Consider the following 13511-nt stretch of genomic DNA (forward strand, 5'->3'; position numbering starts at 1 on the left):
GATGTCGACGATGGCATTTCCGATACAAAGCACGTCATAGTCCGGCATCAATTCATGTCTCCGCCAAAAACCCACCGGCTTTCTGCCACGCCGGGCGCGGGCGGGTCTAGCGGTTTGATGCGGCTTTGCCTAGGCCGCGAGTTATAAATCCGGGCAGAACGCAGATGCTTCGTATCGCGCGGTTTGCGCTTGTCTCGCGACCTGTCTCCGCCTATCCCGAAATATCGCCCACGGGCCTCGTTTGACATGGAATTGGAAACGCCGTGATCCTCGACGCCGCCCGCGCCGCCTTGAGCCGGCTGTTCTCACCCGAATTCCGTTCCGTGTTCCTGAAGACGCTGGGGCTGACCTTGCTGGCGCTGGCGGCGCTTTGGTTCGGGATCAAGAGCCTGTTCGAATGGCTGGCCTGGGCGTGGATCGATGCATGGCTGCCCGCCCTACCCTCCTGGGCCGGTTGGCTGGGCGCCGTCGTCGCCGGCATCGGCCTTGCGCTGGGCTTGGCGCTGCTCATCGCGCCGGTGACGGCGATCATCGCCGGCCTGTTCCTCGACGACGTCGCCGAAGTGGTCGAGCGCACGGATTATCCAAACGACCCGCCCGGCCGCGCCGTGCCGGCGTTGCGCTCGCTGGTGCTGGCGATCCGGTTTTTCGGCGTCGTCATCCTCGGCAATATCGTCGCCCTGCTGCTGCTCCTGGTGCCGGGCGTCAACATCGCCGCTTTCTTCATCGTCAATGGCTATCTGCTCGGACGCGAGTTCTTCGAATTCGCCGCCATGCGCTTTCGCCCGGAGGCCGAGGCCAAGGCGCTGCGCAGAAAGCACTCCATCACCGTGTTCCTGGCCGGGCTGGTGGTCGCCGCTTTCCTCGCCGTGCCGCTGCTCAATCTTCTGACGCCGCTGTTTGCCGCCGCCATGATGGTGCATCTGCACAAGGCGATCTCGGCACGGGAAGGGAGCTATCTCAGCAGAAAACCCCTGCCCAGTTCGTCGTCGTCCTCGACGATGAATTCGGCCCGCCCTGAGTAATAGGCGCGGCCGCCGACGCGGGCGATGATGGCGTCATGCGGCCCGGCTGTGGCCGTGCGTACGACGGCGCCGGAAAAGCGCGAGCCGGCGATGCTCTCGAACAGCCGCGTTCGGCCAATCTCGATTTGCCCCTTGGCGTGCATGGCCGCCAGCCGCGCGGTGACGCCGGAGCCGGTCGGCGAACGGTCGACCTCGGCCTCGGCGAAAACGCAGATGTTTTTGGTCGGCATATCGGAGAACGCATCCTGTCCGTCGGTCAGGATGGTGCCGTAGAGAAAGGCGAGATCGGCATGGTCGGGATGCGACAGCGGCAATTCGGCCTTCAGCTTATCAGTCAGCGCGGTCGCTGCATCGACGAAATCGCGGACGCGGCTCCTGCCAAATTCCAGCCCGAACTGGCGGCAGTCGGCCAGTGCATAGAAGGCGCCGCCATAGGCGATGTCGAAGCCGACCGGACCATAGCCCGGCAGCTCGATCCGCTGGTCGCCGGCGAACAGAAACGCCGGCACGCTTTCGAAGGACACCGCGCCGGCCTTGCCGTCCCTCACCTCGACCGCAGCCGAAATCAGCCCGCATGGCGCCTCGATATTGACGATCGTCATCGGCTCGCGTGGCGCCACCAGCAGTTCGTCGACGGCGTAGCGGCCGAGCGCGACGATGGCGTGGCCGCACATCGTCGAATAGCCCTCATTGTGCATGAACAGCACCGCAAGGTCGGCGCCCGGCAGGTCGGGCTCCACCAGCAGCGCGCCATACATGTCGTAATGGCCGCGCGGCTCGAACATCAGGATCTTTCTGAGATGATCGAGATGGTCGCGCACATAGGCACGCTTTTCGAGGATCGTGCCCTTGGGAATGTCGGGGTAGCCGCCGGTGACGATCCGCAGCGGCTCGCCGCCGGTGTGCATGTCCACGACCGTGAGCGTCATTCGCCGGGCCCGACCTAGGCTGAAGATTTGGCAAACAGCGCCTGCAGCTTGCCGAACGGCATGGCGGCGCGGGTGAAGCCGAAGGTGCCATCCTGCTGGATCTCGCGCGCCGCGGTCTCCAGCATGCCGAAGGCGAAATTGGTCAGCCATGGGCCGAGCGAGATGCGCTTTACCCCAGCCATGGCAAGATCGGCGATGGTGAAGCCGGGCCTGGCCATGACGTTCACGGGCTTGGTCAGCGCCGAGCAGACGGTTCGCACCATCTCGATGTCGCCTAGGCCCGGTGCATAGAGCACGTCGGCGCCGGCTTTCTCGAAAGCCTGCAGCCGCTTGATCGTGTCGTCGAGATCGGGCTTGCCCCACAGGAAATTCTCGGCCCGCGCGGTGAAGACGAAATCGCGTTTCAGTGCCCGTGCCGCTTCCGCCGCCGCCGCGACGCGATCGACGGCATGCGAAAAATCATAGATCGGCTTGGCGGGCTCGCCGGTATGGTCCTCGATCGAGCAGCCGGCGAGGCCAGCCGCCTCGGCGGCGAAGATGGTCTCGCCAGCACTTGTCGCGCTGTCGCCCTTGCCCTTTTCGAGGTCCGCCGAAACCGGCAGCCCGGTCGCCGCTGACACTTCACGGCAATGATGGATCATCGCCTCGAATGTCACCGCGCCGTCCGGCAGGCCGCGCGAAAAGGCAAAGCCGGCGCTGGTCGTGGCCAGCGCCTTGAAGCCGAATGAGGCCAAGAGCTTGGTCGTGCCGACGTCCCATGAATTGGCCATGACGAAGATCGATGTATGCAGGTCGCGAAAAATCTTGCCCTTATCCATGGATGCTCCCCTCCGGTGCGGATTATGAAGGAAATTCTAGCCCGGCGGAACGCGCCGGGCAAACAAATGCGGTTGGCTCAGAAGCGTTTGGCGTTCTCTCCTGCCAATCGGTCCAGCGCATCGGAATCCTTGACGTAACGCGAAGCGTTTTTGTCCCAATGATAGGTGACGGAAATGTCGCGCGAAGACGCCTCTGGCGGCGGCTGGCCGTCGCAGCTTTCATCGCCCGGCACTGTCGCGTCGGTCACCGTAACCTTGATGGCTGCATAGGGCTGGCCGTCGGCAATCGCCTGGAAGGCCGCATTCTGCGTCCTTCGGCTGGTGCAGAGGTTTTCGTCGAACGTATAGATCATGTCGATCAGCTCGAACCTGTCGTTGCGGACCATGACCAGCGGCGCGATCACATAGCCCTGGCTCGAATTGAAATGCGTGCTCGTGGTGATGATGACGTCATCGCCGGGCCCGATCGACAGCTTGCCCGGATCGCGAAAGTAGGTGCTGCGGTCGACGGCAACATTGACCGCGTCGAGCAAGGCCGGCTTGCCGGTGATGTCGTAGAGTGCCAGCACGGCATAACCCTCGGCGCTGTCAGGCGAGTCGCCGAGGTCGAGCAGCATCGCCAGCCGGTCCTTGCCGCCGGCCTTGATGTCGAGCACGTCGCCGCTGGAAAGACCCGACGTCGCCGGCGGCGAGCCGTCGTAGTCCGGTCCAGCGATGTGGCGCATCTCGATCGGCATCGAACCCCGGAAAAAGCCGGCCTTGTCCGCGGCCAGATCGGGAATGACCATCCTGGCGATATCGAGATAGGTGACATCGCCGTGGCCGGGGACAGCGCTGCCGAGCTCCGGGAAGCTGACGGCCTCCGCGCTGGCCGTCGTCCAAAGACAGGGCAGCAGCAGGCAGGCAACGATGAAACGAAGCAGGGAGAAGGTCATGCGCGCGCGCTCGTTATGTCGGGCGCGCGCAAGCTATAGCATTTTGCGGCCAAGAGGAAACACCTGGCGTTGCCTCACTATGTTGGCTTGGCTTGGCTCGCCAGGGTCTGCTGGAAAACCGGCACCAGCTGATCCATGGCGGCTGCGAGCCACGCGCCGAGTTCGTCGGGCAGAGTGTCGTGGATCCAGACCAGGCGGCTCCGGCCCTCGCCCTCGGCAAAGACCTGCATGGAGGTGTTATCGTGGGTGACCTCATCGCCGAGCCATCCCCATACGATCCGCCGGCTCTGCTCGTCGCGGGCGATGAGCCGCTCTCGCACGATCTTGCCGTCGGCGAAAGTAAGGGCCCGCACGTCGCCCTCATCCACCCGGCAGTCGACGAAAACGCCTGGGGCTATCCGTTGGGCGCCGCCGGCGAAGTCGCCCACCGTCGCCCATACGCTTTCCGGTGAAGCATCTACGATGATTTCCCTGACTATCGAAGCCATTCGCTGGTCCTCTGTTAACAGGTAGACCTGTCTGTCTACATGTGGCTGTATACAGACCTGTCTGCTATACGGTCAAGGCATGTCTGCAGCCCGAATCAACGATCGTCCCGAAAGTCTTGCGCGCCGCCGCATCGTCGATACGGCGACCGCGCTGTTTTCTCTGGAGGGGGTCCGTGCCGTCGGCATCGACCGCATCATCGCCGAGGCCGGCGTTGCCAAGGCGACGTTCTACCATCACTTCGCGGCCAAGGACGATCTCGTCCGCGCCTACATCGAGGAGCTCAGCAAGGGAGGACGGGCGGCAATCGCGAGCCTTGGCCGGCGGCCATCTCGCCAGATGATCCTTGCCATATTCGATCTCATCGCCGACGCGGCGGATCAGCCGGGCTACCGCGGCTGCCCCTTCCAGAACGCCGCTGCGGAATACCCCGATCCCAGCAGCCCGGTTCGCCAAGCGATCGATAAGCATCGTCACTGGAAGTGGGGCATCCTAAGGGATCTGCTGATCGCTGACGCAAATCGCGATCCGGACCGCACCGCAGACGCGCTAACAGTGGCGGCCGACGGCCTGCTTGTCGTCAGTCATCTCGACAGGCCGGCCAATCTGCGCACTCTCATACGCGACACGGTCGACCGAGTACTTGGGGCGCCGCGCCCGGTCTGAGATCTGGCGCGCATGCAGCCTGCGCAAAGGCGATCAATGGATTGGCACCAGCCCGGCCAGTTTACGCATGTCGTCGAACAGGATGCCGCCGGCTTCGATCAGTCCATCGCGGTCGGAAAGCGGGTCGCCGTGGTAGGAATAGACGCGCATGCCGGCGGCGATGCCGGCTGCCGTGCCGGCGACGCTGTCCTCGATGACGATACAGTCGGCGGGCGCGAAGCCCATCGTCGCTGCCGCATGCAGGAAGAGGTCGGGGAACGGCTTGCCGCGCGAGACCATGGTCGAGCTGAACAGCGCATGCTCGAACAGCGGCAGCAGTCCGGTCTGGCCGAGCGTGATGTGCATTTTGGACACCCGTGCCGACGAGGCGACACAGGTGGCGATGCCGGCGGCGTGCACGGTTTCGATGAACTCGCGAACGTTGGGGATGGCCTCGACGCCATGAGCGAACAGGTCCGGCAGGCCGGCGTTCCAGCGCTCGACGAAATCGGCGCCGAGGCTGACGCCAGTCGCCTCGACTTCCTTCTGCACCGAGACCATGCTGCGGCCGGAGAAATTCTTGCGGCAATATTCGAAGCTGGCCGGAAAGCCGGCCGCGGTCAGCCATTCGGCGAGGCGCCGATTGGCCAGGTTCTCGGTGTCGACCAGAACCCCGTCGCAATCGAAGATGACGAGCTTGGGTATTTTCATCAGGCCGTGCCGGTCGATCCGAAGCCGCCCGAGCCGCGCGCCGTACCGCCAGCCAATGTGCGCTCCTCGACGGTCGCCTGCGTCACCGGGGCGAAGACGATCTGGGCGATCCGCATGCCGCGCGTCACCGCGAAATCCTCGTCGCCGAGATTGATCAGCAGCACCTTGACCTCGCCGCGATAGTCGCTGTCGATGGTGCCCGGCGTGTTGAGGCAGGTGAGCCCGTGCTTGAAGGCGAGGCCGGAACGCGGCCGGACCTGGCCCTCGACGCCCTCCGGAATTTCCAGGATCAGCCCGGTCGGCACCAGCGCGCGCTTTCCCGGCAGAATCAAGAGCGGCCTGTCGTCCGGGACGGCGGCGCGCAGGTCCATGCCGGCGGCGCCCGAGCTCTCATAGGCCGGAAGCGGCAATCCCTCGCCATGCGGCAGCCTGACGAAGCCGACAGCCGGACCGATGACGGAGGTAGGATAAAGTGCTGCGCGCATGAGGCTGATCCTATCGTCGCGAACGCCGGTCCAGTCAACTCGGCGGCAATGCTATCAACGGCTTTCTTTCAGTGCGGTTCCGCCTCAGCGCAGTTCCATCGGAACGACCGTGGTCTCCTTGATCTCCTCCATGACGAACGAGGCCGAAACGTCCGACAGCGCCACCCTGGCGATCAGCCGCTGATAGAGCCGGTCATAGGCCTTCACATCGGCGACGCGGGCGCGCAGGACATAGTCGAGATCGCCGGACATGCGGTAAGCGCCGGTGATCTCGGCAAAGCCGGTCACCGCCGCTCGGAATCTTTGCAGCCAGTCCGGATCGTGGTTGGAGGTGCGGATCAGGATGAACACCGAAAGGCCGAGCCCAAGCTTGTCGGCGTCGACCAGCGCCACCCGGCCGGTGATGACGCCGTCTTCCTCCAGCCGCTTGACCCGGCGCCAGCAAGCATTGCGCGACAGCGATATTCTTGCCGAGAGCTGGTCGACGGACAGCGTGCCGTCGCGTTGCAGCTCGGCCAGCAATCTCCGGTCTATTTCGTCGATTTCCGGCGCCATGTGGGATGTTTGTCCCAAAATTCAGCCTTTCACAAGGACAATTTGAGACCGATGAACCGAACACCCATGCCAGTATACTCATCGCCGGCTCTTCATGCCGGCAGGAGGGATCGACATGACGGCACGGCTCGCAAGACTTTTCACCTCTCATCCGGCCACGGTCGGCGAGAGCTATTTCGGCCATATGGCTTTCGCCGCATGGTTCTCGTCGAGATTGTTCATGGCGGCCTTTGCCGCGCTCATTCATGCTTTCTTGCCGTTTCTGTTCGAGACCACGGCAAGCGGCATCATCCGTGAGCTCTATGAGCGGACGCATAACAGAGGACGGTAGGCCGTAGAGGTACCGAGCGCGGCGAGGCCGCTGGACGGCGCCAACGCTCAACGGATCCCGGCAGCGCAATCCCGATCAAGCGCCGCCATCGTCGAAATGTCGAGCCAGGCTTGAAGCCGCGCCGCAATCCGCCATTTTGAGGAGCGCGGCGCGATAGCCCGGAGCATCCACGATGGATATCGTCTTTTCCCCGACGACAGAATTGGCTGCCGCCATTCGCGACCGCAAGATTTCCGCTGTGGAAGCGCTGGACGCGCATCTGACGCAAATTGACAGGCACAATGAGGCGGTCAACGCAGTCGTAACCCTCGATCGGGAAGGTGCGCGGCAACGCGCTGGCAAGGCCGACGAAGCCCAGGCGCGCGGCGAGGCCCTTGGGCCGCTACACGGCGTGCCGTTCACACTGAAGGACACGCACGAAACAGCGGGCATGAGAACCACTGTCGGCTTCCCGGCTTTCGCCGACTATGCCCCGAGGGCGGACAGTCCGGTCGTTGCCCGGCTGAAGGCGGCAGGCGGCATACTGGTGGGCAAGACGAACGTGGCGACAATGCTCGGTGACTGGCAGTCGAGCAATCCGCTGTTTGGCCGCACCGGCAATCCCTGGAATCTCCAGCGCACCGCCGGCGGCTCCAGTGGCGGTGCGGCGGCGGCGCTCGGCACCGGAATGACGCCGTTCGAGGTCGGCACCGACATGCAGGATTCGATCCGGCTGCCCGCTGCCTTTTGCGGCGTCTACGGCCTCAAGCCGACCGAGCACCGCGTCTCGCTCGCCGGCGCCTTCCCCGATCCAGGCGGGGCGCCGCGCAGCGTGAGGCTGATCTCCTGCCTCGGACCGATGGCGCGCAGCGTCGAGGACCTGGCACTGATCTACGGCCTCATTGCCGGGCCGGATGGAAGCGATACCGACCTTGCGCCGGTACCGGTCGAAACCATGCCGGAGCTGGATCTCAGAAATTTGCGGATTGCCGTCGCGCCGTCCTTTCCGGGCTTTCCGGTGGCCGGCGAGATCAGCGCGGCGGTCGAAAGTCTGGCAAAAGAGCTTCAGGCCGCGGGCGCCATCGTCGAGGCCGAATTGCCGAAGCTCGACCTGCACGACGACCTAGCACAAGGCGGTGCGCTGATCGGCATGATGCTGGAGGCGGCGCAGCCCGAACCGCCGGAGAAGCCGACGCCGGTCTCGCGCTGGTTCGAGGCGCTCGTCCGCCGCGACCGCTCCATCCTGGCGTGGGAACGGTTCTTCGACGGCTGCGACGCCTTGCTGTGCCCGGTCGCCATGGCCACCGCCTTCCCGCATTGCGATCCGGGAACGCCGATCGGGGTCGACGGTAGCGAGCAAAGCTACTGGATGCTGCCGGCCTATGGCGCGGTGTTCAACTACAGCGGCCACCCCGCACTGTCGCTGCCCTGCGGACAGGACAGCGACGGCCTGCCCATCGGACTACAGCTGGTTGGCAAACGCTGGTCGGAGTCGCGCCTGCTCGGGATCGCCAGGGCAATCGACCCGCTGGCCGGCGGCTTTCGCCGCCCGCCCGGTTATTGAGTAAACCGCGCCAGCCCGTAGGGATCAAGCAGCGGATCGCGCTCGCCGTCGAGGATTTCGCGGGCGGCGAACAGGCCGACGGCCGGCGCCAGCGTGATGCCGGAATGCATGACCGCGACGTAGACGCCGCTCGTGCCTTCGGCGCGGCCAATGATCGGAAAGCCATCGACCGGCGTCGGCCGATAGCCGACGGTGTGGAAATCGAGTTCCAGCCCGTCCGCGCCGCGCAGCATCGCCTTCATCGCCGCAAACAGGTCGCCAGCGGTGGCTGCGGCATCCATGCCCGGATCGGCGCCGCCGAAATCCGAGCCGGCGATGATGCGTCCCTCCGCCGTCTGGCGCATGTGCAGGCGGTCGCCGATCACCAGGCCGTTGAGCAGCTTTTGGTACGGCAGCGAATGCACGATCAGGCCGGGCGGCGTCTCGATCGGCAGTTCTATCCCGGCTGTTGCCGCTAGTGCCGGAGAGCCGGCTCCGGCCGCGATCACCACCTCGTCGGCAGCAATCCGCCCGCCGGATGTATCGACGCCGGCAATCCTGCCGTTGGCTTGCACCAGAGCGGTGACGGTCGTCCCGGCTACAATTCGCGCGGCGCGCCGTTCGGCGTCGGCCAGCAGTGCTTGCGTGGCGGCGACCGGCTCGGCGACACCTTCCTCGGCGACATAAAGGGCGAAATCGGGAAGTTCGGCCAGATTGGGCTCGATGCGCGCCGCTCCGGCACGGTCGACACGCTCGATGCCGTAGCCCCATGCGGAGTGCTCGGCCGCATAGGCCTCAAGTTCGGGACGTAGCAGGTCCCAGCACAAGCCACCGCACCACTGCAACGGGATGCCGGGCACCTCGTTCGCCAGCCGCGTCCATTCGGCCATCGACCGAATGCGCAGGCGGAAATAGACCTCCGGATTGCCCCAGCTGGCATTGATCCAGGCAAAGGAATTCGGTGTCCCGACGCCGCCGGCGCCGCTGTCGGCAATGACCGTCACCTTTGCTCCGGCCCTGGTCAGGTGCCAGGCGATGGAGGCGCCGATGATGCCGGCGCCGATGACGATGACTTGTTTCGCCGCTGTCATGCTCCACTCCTCGGTCCAACGCCACCACTGCGATGCCATTGCCCGTGGGTTCTGCCAAGAGCGCGCCGTATCAAATGTGCCTCTTGACTTTAATACGTACGTACGTATTGTACCGGTATGGCCAGACATTCACTTCGCGAAAAACTTTTGGACGCCGGTTTCAAAACCATCTGGAGTTCCGGCTATTCGGCCGCCGGCGTACGCGACATCGTCGCCGCGGCCGATGCCCGCCCGGGGTCCTTCACCAATCATTTTGTCTCCAAGGAGGCGTTCACCGGCGAGGTGCTGGACCGCTATTTCGCCTATGTGAGCGGTTTGGTGGAGCAGGCCCTTGCTCGGGACGGCACGCCCCCGGTCGGGCGCTTGCGCCGCTATCTCGAAATCATCACGTCGAAGCTGGAGGCGCATGATTGGGCACGGGGCTGCATGATCGGCAATCTCAGCCTCGAGACGGCGGCTCACAGCGAGGCGCTGAGGCTGCAACTCGTCGCCATTTTCGAACGCTGGCGTAAGCCCTTTGCCGAATGCATCGCCGAGGGCCAGGCGGCCGGCGACATCACCGACGCGTTCGATGCCGAGGACCTCGCCGATTTCCTGTTGAGTTCCTGGCAAGGCGCGATGCTGCGCATGAAGGTGGAGCGCAGTCCCGAACCGCTCGAGCGTTTCAAGAATATCGTCTTCAAAACAGTCTTCGCAAAAAGGAGCTGATCCGATGAACCCGAAACTCGAAAAGCAGCAATCCCGCACAACGGTGCCACGCTCGCAAGTCGCGGTGCTCGATTCCACCATCTCCTATGTCGAGGCAGGCACGGCTGGCCCGACGGTACTCTTCCTGCACGGCAACCCGACGTCGTCCTACATCTGGCGCGACATCATCCCGCATGTGGCGCCGTTCGGCCGCTGCATTGCGCCCGACCTGATCGGCTATGGCCAATCCGGCAAGCCGGACATCGACTATCGCTTCTTCGACCACGTCCGCTATCTCGACGCCTTCATCGAGACGCTTGGCATCACCGACGTGGTGGTCGTCGCGCAGGACTGGGGCACCGCGCTCGCCTTCCATCTCGCAGCCCGGCGGCCGCAGCGGATCCTCGGCCTCGCCTTCATGGAATTCATCCGCCCCTTCGAGAGTTGGGACGATTTTCACCAGCGTCCGCAGGCGCGCGAATTGTTCAAGGCAATGCGCACGCCTGGCGTCGGTGAGAAGCTTGTCCTGGAAGACAACGTCTTCGTCGAAAAGGTGCTGCCGGCTGCGGTGCTGCGCACGATGAGCGATGAGGAAATGGCCTCCTACCGGGCACCGTTCCCGACGCCGCAATCGCGCAAGCCGATCCTGCGGCTGCCGCGCGACCTGCCGATTGAAGGCCAGCCCGCCGATGTCGCTGCCATCAGCGAGCACGACCATCGGGCGCTCCGGCTCTCCTCCTACCCGAAGCTGCTTTTCTCAGGCGATCCGGGGGCCCTCGTCTCGCCGCAGGCGGCACGGGAATTCGCGGCCGGCCTGAAGAACAGCCGGTTGATCGATCTCGGACCCGGCGCGCATTATCTGCAGGAGGACCATGCCGACAGGATCGGCATCGCAATTGCCGAGTGGATTCCGGAGGTGGCCTTCGAGAGCCGAGCGACCGAATCGGCCTGACGTCGGGACGTGAACCGGCGGCTGCGGCAGCCGGAGAGGTCGACAGCACTGCACTCGGGTTCCAGGCGATGGAGGCGCCAATGATGCCGTATCCAATGACGATGATGTTCTTGCTCGCGGCCGTGTACCTTCAAACGCCCAGGACTTCTTGCCCTCATTGCCACCATGCTACAGACTTGCCAAGAGCGTTGCCGGGACCGCTCTCGAAGCGGGTCGATGACGATCGCCTCACTGGAAACGTTCAGCTCAATCACATGAGGGTCATTTGCGCCGCTGGATAAAAGGGCTGGTTTTTGCTGCAGCCGGAGCCGCCATTGTCTATGCCGTCTTCTTCGGCCCGCTGCCGATCGTTCGATCTTGGTGGCAGGACGACAACTGGCTGGATCCTTTGCATAAGCGCCATCGCATTGCTGACGGTTTGGTGCTGACCGGGGCGTTGGTTGGGAAATCGCGGGCAGAAGTTGTTGCCATGCTCGGCGAGCCGCCGAAGACGGACTATTTCGAAGACTGGAGTCTGGTTTATATTCTTGGTTCGGAAAGAGGATTTTTTTCGATCGACTCTGAATGGCTGGTTATACGCCTGGATGACGCTGGCTCGGTCACGCAGGCGGCTATCGTCAGAGACTGAACCTGCTGCCGGGGTATCAGCGGTGTTTCCGTTCGACAGGCCGGAAAAGCGCTGCTAGAAGCCCGCGCCACAGACAGGATTCCATGAAATTGGCTGAAGACATCGAACAAGCGGTATCGCGCCGCCGCACTTTCGCGATCATTGCCCACCCCGACGCCGGCAAGACGACGCTCACCGAAAAACTGCTTTTGTTCGGCGGCGCCATCCAGCTTGCCGGCGAGGTCAAGGCCAAGAAGGACCGCATCCAGACCCGCTCGGACTGGATGAAGATCGAACGCGAGCGCGGCATTTCGGTGGTCACCTCGGTGATGACCTTTGAATACGAGGACACCGTCTTCAACCTGCTCGACACGCCCGGCCACGAGGATTTCGCCGACGACACCTATCGCACGCTGTCGGCGGTCGACAGCGCGGTCATGGTGATCGACGCCGCCAAGGGCATCGAGCCGCGCACGCTGAAACTGTTCGAGGTCTGCCGGCTGCGCGACATCCCGATCATCACCTTCGTCAACAAAATGGACCGCGAAAGCCGAGACCCATTCGACATCCTCGACGAGATCGAGCAGAAGCTGGCACTGGATACAGCGCCGATCACCTGGCCGATCGGCCGCGGCAAGACCTTTTCCGGGACCTACCATCTGGCGCTGAACGCGGTGCGCAAGGGCGACGCCGAAAAGGAGCGCACGCCGGTCAACGGCCCCGATTCCAACCGCGTCGCCGGCCTGTTGCCGGAGAACGAGCGGGAGGCCTTCATCGAGGAGCTGGAGCTGGCGCGCGAGGCCTGTCGCCCGCTCGACCTCGACGCCTTCCGCGAGGGCCATCTGACGCCGGTCTATTTCGGCTCGGCGCTGCGCAATTACGGCGTGCGCGACCTGATCGAGGCGCTCGGCGCCTATGGGCCGCCGCCGCGCGCGCAGGAGGCCGACAGCCGCAAGGTCGAGGCGACCGAGGACAAGATGACCTCCTTCGTCTTCAAGATCCAGGCCAATATGGACCCCAACCATCGCGACCGCATCGCCTTCGTCCGCGTCTGCTCCGGCAAGCTCGAGCGCGGCATGAAGGCCAAGCTGGTGCGCACGGGAAAGCCGATGAGCCTGTCGGCGCCGCAATTCTTCTTCGCCCGCACCCGCGTCACCGCCGACGAGGCGTTCGCCGGCGATGTCGTCGGCATCCCCAACCACGGCACGCTGCGCATCGGCGACACGCTGACCGAAGGCGAGGAGATCCTGTTTCGCGGCGTGCCGAATTTCGCGCCTGAAATCCTGCGCCGCGTTCGCCTCGGCGATGCCATGAAAGCCAAGAAGCTCAAGGAAGCACTGCACCAGATGGCCGAGGAAGGCGTCGTGCAATTGTTCTCGCCGGAGGACGGCTCGCCAGCCATCGTCGGCGTCGTCGGCGCCCTGCAGCTCGACGTCTTGAAGGAGCGGCTAAACTTCGAATACACGCTGCCGGTCGATTTCGAGATGTCGCGCTTTTCCGTCTGCCGCTGGATATCGGCCGACGACAAGGCCGAACTCCAGCGCTTCATCGAGGCGCATCGCGGCGACATCGCCCGCGATCTCGACAACGATCCGGTGTTCCTCGCCCAGCACGCCTTCTCGCTCAACTACGAGGCCGAGCGCTGGAAGGCGATCCGCTTTACCGCGGTCAAGGATTATCAGGTCCGCGACAGAGCGGCTTGACGCGCCCCTTCCCTTCTCCCTTTGTGGGA

General features: G+C 64.2%; 16 protein-coding genes. 8 read left to right on the plus strand and 8 right to left on the minus strand.

Features of this window, described 5'->3' with window-relative positions:
• Nucleotides 1-263: 263 nt before the first annotated feature.
• Entirely contained in the window at nucleotides 264-1025 is a 762-nt protein-coding gene (locus tag NKK47_RS18135; protein ID WP_352577782.1) for a sulfate transporter family protein, read from the plus strand.
• On the opposite strand, the gene NKK47_RS18140 is transcribed toward NKK47_RS18135, so the two are convergent.
• The 4 genes from NKK47_RS18140 to NKK47_RS18155 form a co-directional block, all read right to left on the minus strand.
• Nucleotides 956-1954: a proline racemase family protein gene (locus NKK47_RS18140; RefSeq protein WP_352577783.1), complete on the minus strand. Its 999-nt coding sequence runs from the start codon at nucleotides 1952-1954 to the stop codon at nucleotides 956-958. The two genes, NKK47_RS18135 and NKK47_RS18140, sit on opposite strands and share 70 nt — an antisense overlap.
• Before the next feature lie 14 nt (nucleotides 1955-1968).
• The gene (locus tag NKK47_RS18145; RefSeq protein ID WP_023676373.1) at nucleotides 1969-2772 is read right to left on the minus strand and encodes an isocitrate lyase/PEP mutase family protein; all 804 of its coding nucleotides are present in this window, start codon (nucleotides 2770-2772) and stop codon (nucleotides 1969-1971) included.
• A gap of 77 nt (nucleotides 2773-2849) precedes the next feature.
• Entirely contained in the window at nucleotides 2850-3707 is an 858-nt protein-coding gene (locus NKK47_RS18150; protein WP_352577784.1) for a hypothetical protein, read from the minus strand.
• A gap of 77 nt (nucleotides 3708-3784) precedes the next feature.
• Nucleotides 3785-4195, minus strand: coding sequence for an SRPBCC family protein (locus NKK47_RS18155; RefSeq protein WP_352458654.1), 411 nt, complete (start codon nucleotides 4193-4195; stop codon nucleotides 3785-3787).
• 79 nt (nucleotides 4196-4274) lie between these two features.
• On the opposite strand from NKK47_RS18155, the gene NKK47_RS18160 reads away from it, so the two are divergent.
• Nucleotides 4275-4859: a TetR/AcrR family transcriptional regulator gene (locus NKK47_RS18160; RefSeq protein ID WP_352577785.1), complete on the plus strand. Its 585-nt coding sequence runs from the start codon at nucleotides 4275-4277 to the stop codon at nucleotides 4857-4859.
• A 33-nt stretch (nucleotides 4860-4892) separates the two neighbouring features.
• On the opposite strand, the gene NKK47_RS18165 is transcribed toward NKK47_RS18160, so the two are convergent.
• From NKK47_RS18165 to NKK47_RS18175, 3 genes are all read right to left on the minus strand, one after another.
• On the minus strand, nucleotides 4893-5549 hold the full coding sequence (locus NKK47_RS18165) for an HAD family hydrolase (RefSeq protein WP_352570216.1): 657 nt from the start codon (nucleotides 5547-5549) through the stop codon (nucleotides 4893-4895).
• A complete protein-coding gene (dut, locus tag NKK47_RS18170) occupies nucleotides 5549-6034 on the minus strand; it encodes a dUTP diphosphatase (RefSeq protein WP_352464297.1) in 486 nt (161 codons plus the stop codon). Before dut ends, NKK47_RS18165 begins: the two co-directional genes overlap by 1 nt.
• 84 nt (nucleotides 6035-6118) lie before the next feature.
• Nucleotides 6119-6589 carry an Lrp/AsnC family transcriptional regulator gene (locus NKK47_RS18175; RefSeq protein WP_352577786.1) on the minus strand — a complete coding sequence of 157 codons (471 nt, stop codon included), beginning with the start codon at nucleotides 6587-6589 and terminating at the stop codon, nucleotides 6119-6121.
• Between the two features lie 115 nt (nucleotides 6590-6704).
• Here NKK47_RS18175 and NKK47_RS18180 point away from each other — a divergent pair, with 115 nt between their 5' ends.
• Nucleotides 6705-6920: a DUF6356 family protein gene (locus tag NKK47_RS18180; protein WP_023676367.1), complete on the plus strand. Its 216-nt coding sequence runs from the start codon at nucleotides 6705-6707 to the stop codon at nucleotides 6918-6920.
• Nucleotides 6921-7092: 172 nt separating this feature from the next.
• Nucleotides 7093-8463, plus strand: coding sequence for an amidase (locus tag NKK47_RS18185; protein ID WP_352577787.1), 1371 nt, complete (start codon nucleotides 7093-7095; stop codon nucleotides 8461-8463).
• On the opposite strand, the gene NKK47_RS18190 is transcribed toward NKK47_RS18185, so the two are convergent.
• Entirely contained in the window at nucleotides 8457-9533 is a 1077-nt protein-coding gene (locus NKK47_RS18190; RefSeq protein WP_352577788.1) for an NAD(P)/FAD-dependent oxidoreductase, read from the minus strand. The genes NKK47_RS18185 and NKK47_RS18190 overlap by 7 nt on opposite strands.
• A 117-nt stretch (nucleotides 9534-9650) precedes the next feature.
• Between NKK47_RS18190 and NKK47_RS18195 the strand changes: the two genes are divergently transcribed.
• The 4 genes from NKK47_RS18195 (at nucleotide 9651) to NKK47_RS18210 (ending at nucleotide 13482) form a co-directional block, all read left to right on the plus strand.
• Nucleotides 9651-10241, plus strand: coding sequence for a TetR/AcrR family transcriptional regulator (locus tag NKK47_RS18195; RefSeq protein WP_352577789.1), 591 nt, complete (start codon nucleotides 9651-9653; stop codon nucleotides 10239-10241).
• A 4-nt stretch (nucleotides 10242-10245) separates the two neighbouring features.
• Complete coding sequence (locus NKK47_RS18200) at nucleotides 10246-11172, plus strand: haloalkane dehalogenase (protein WP_352577790.1); 927 nt, start codon at nucleotides 10246-10248, stop codon at nucleotides 11170-11172.
• 265 nt (nucleotides 11173-11437) lie between these two features.
• A complete protein-coding gene (locus NKK47_RS18205; protein WP_023676362.1) occupies nucleotides 11438-11800 on the plus strand; it encodes a hypothetical protein in 363 nt (120 codons plus the stop codon).
• Nucleotides 11801-11883: 83 nt separating this feature from the next.
• Entirely contained in the window at nucleotides 11884-13482 is a 1599-nt protein-coding gene (locus NKK47_RS18210) for a peptide chain release factor 3 (protein WP_502897323.1), read from the plus strand.
• Nucleotides 13483-13511 lie beyond the last annotated feature (29 nt).

Source organism: Mesorhizobium sp. M0019 (assembly GCF_040323975.1).
In the GTDB taxonomy this organism is placed as follows: domain Bacteria; phylum Pseudomonadota; class Alphaproteobacteria; order Rhizobiales; family Rhizobiaceae; genus Mesorhizobium.

Coding starts and splice junctions, on each gene's coding strand:
- NKK47_RS18150 (WP_352577784.1), bottom strand. CDS start 3,707: ATGACCTTCTCCCTGCTTCGTTTCATCGTTGCCTGCCTGCTGCTGCCC.
- dut (WP_352464297.1), bottom strand. CDS start 6,034: ATGCGCGCAGCACTTTATCCTACCTCCGTCATCGGTCCGGCTGTCGGC.
- NKK47_RS18145 (WP_023676373.1), bottom strand. CDS start 2,772: ATGGATAAGGGCAAGATTTTTCGCGACCTGCATACATCGATCTTCGTC.
- NKK47_RS18200 (WP_352577790.1), top strand. CDS start 10,246: ATGAACCCGAAACTCGAAAAGCAGCAATCCCGCACAACGGTGCCACGC.
- NKK47_RS18190 (WP_352577788.1), bottom strand. CDS start 9,533: ATGACAGCGGCGAAACAAGTCATCGTCATCGGCGCCGGCATCATCGGC.
- NKK47_RS18210 (WP_502897323.1), top strand. CDS start 11,884: ATGAAATTGGCTGAAGACATCGAACAAGCGGTATCGCGCCGCCGCACT.
- NKK47_RS18185 (WP_352577787.1), top strand. CDS start 7,093: ATGGATATCGTCTTTTCCCCGACGACAGAATTGGCTGCCGCCATTCGC.
- NKK47_RS18175 (WP_352577786.1), bottom strand. CDS start 6,589: ATGGCGCCGGAAATCGACGAAATAGACCGGAGATTGCTGGCCGAGCTG.
- NKK47_RS18140 (WP_352577783.1), bottom strand. CDS start 1,954: ATGACGCTCACGGTCGTGGACATGCACACCGGCGGCGAGCCGCTGCGG.
- NKK47_RS18155 (WP_352458654.1), bottom strand. CDS start 4,195: ATGGCTTCGATAGTCAGGGAAATCATCGTAGATGCTTCACCGGAAAGC.
- NKK47_RS18160 (WP_352577785.1), top strand. CDS start 4,275: ATGTCTGCAGCCCGAATCAACGATCGTCCCGAAAGTCTTGCGCGCCGC.
- NKK47_RS18180 (WP_023676367.1), top strand. CDS start 6,705: ATGACGGCACGGCTCGCAAGACTTTTCACCTCTCATCCGGCCACGGTC.
- NKK47_RS18165 (WP_352570216.1), bottom strand. CDS start 5,549: ATGAAAATACCCAAGCTCGTCATCTTCGATTGCGACGGGGTTCTGGTC.
- NKK47_RS18195 (WP_352577789.1), top strand. CDS start 9,651: ATGGCCAGACATTCACTTCGCGAAAAACTTTTGGACGCCGGTTTCAAA.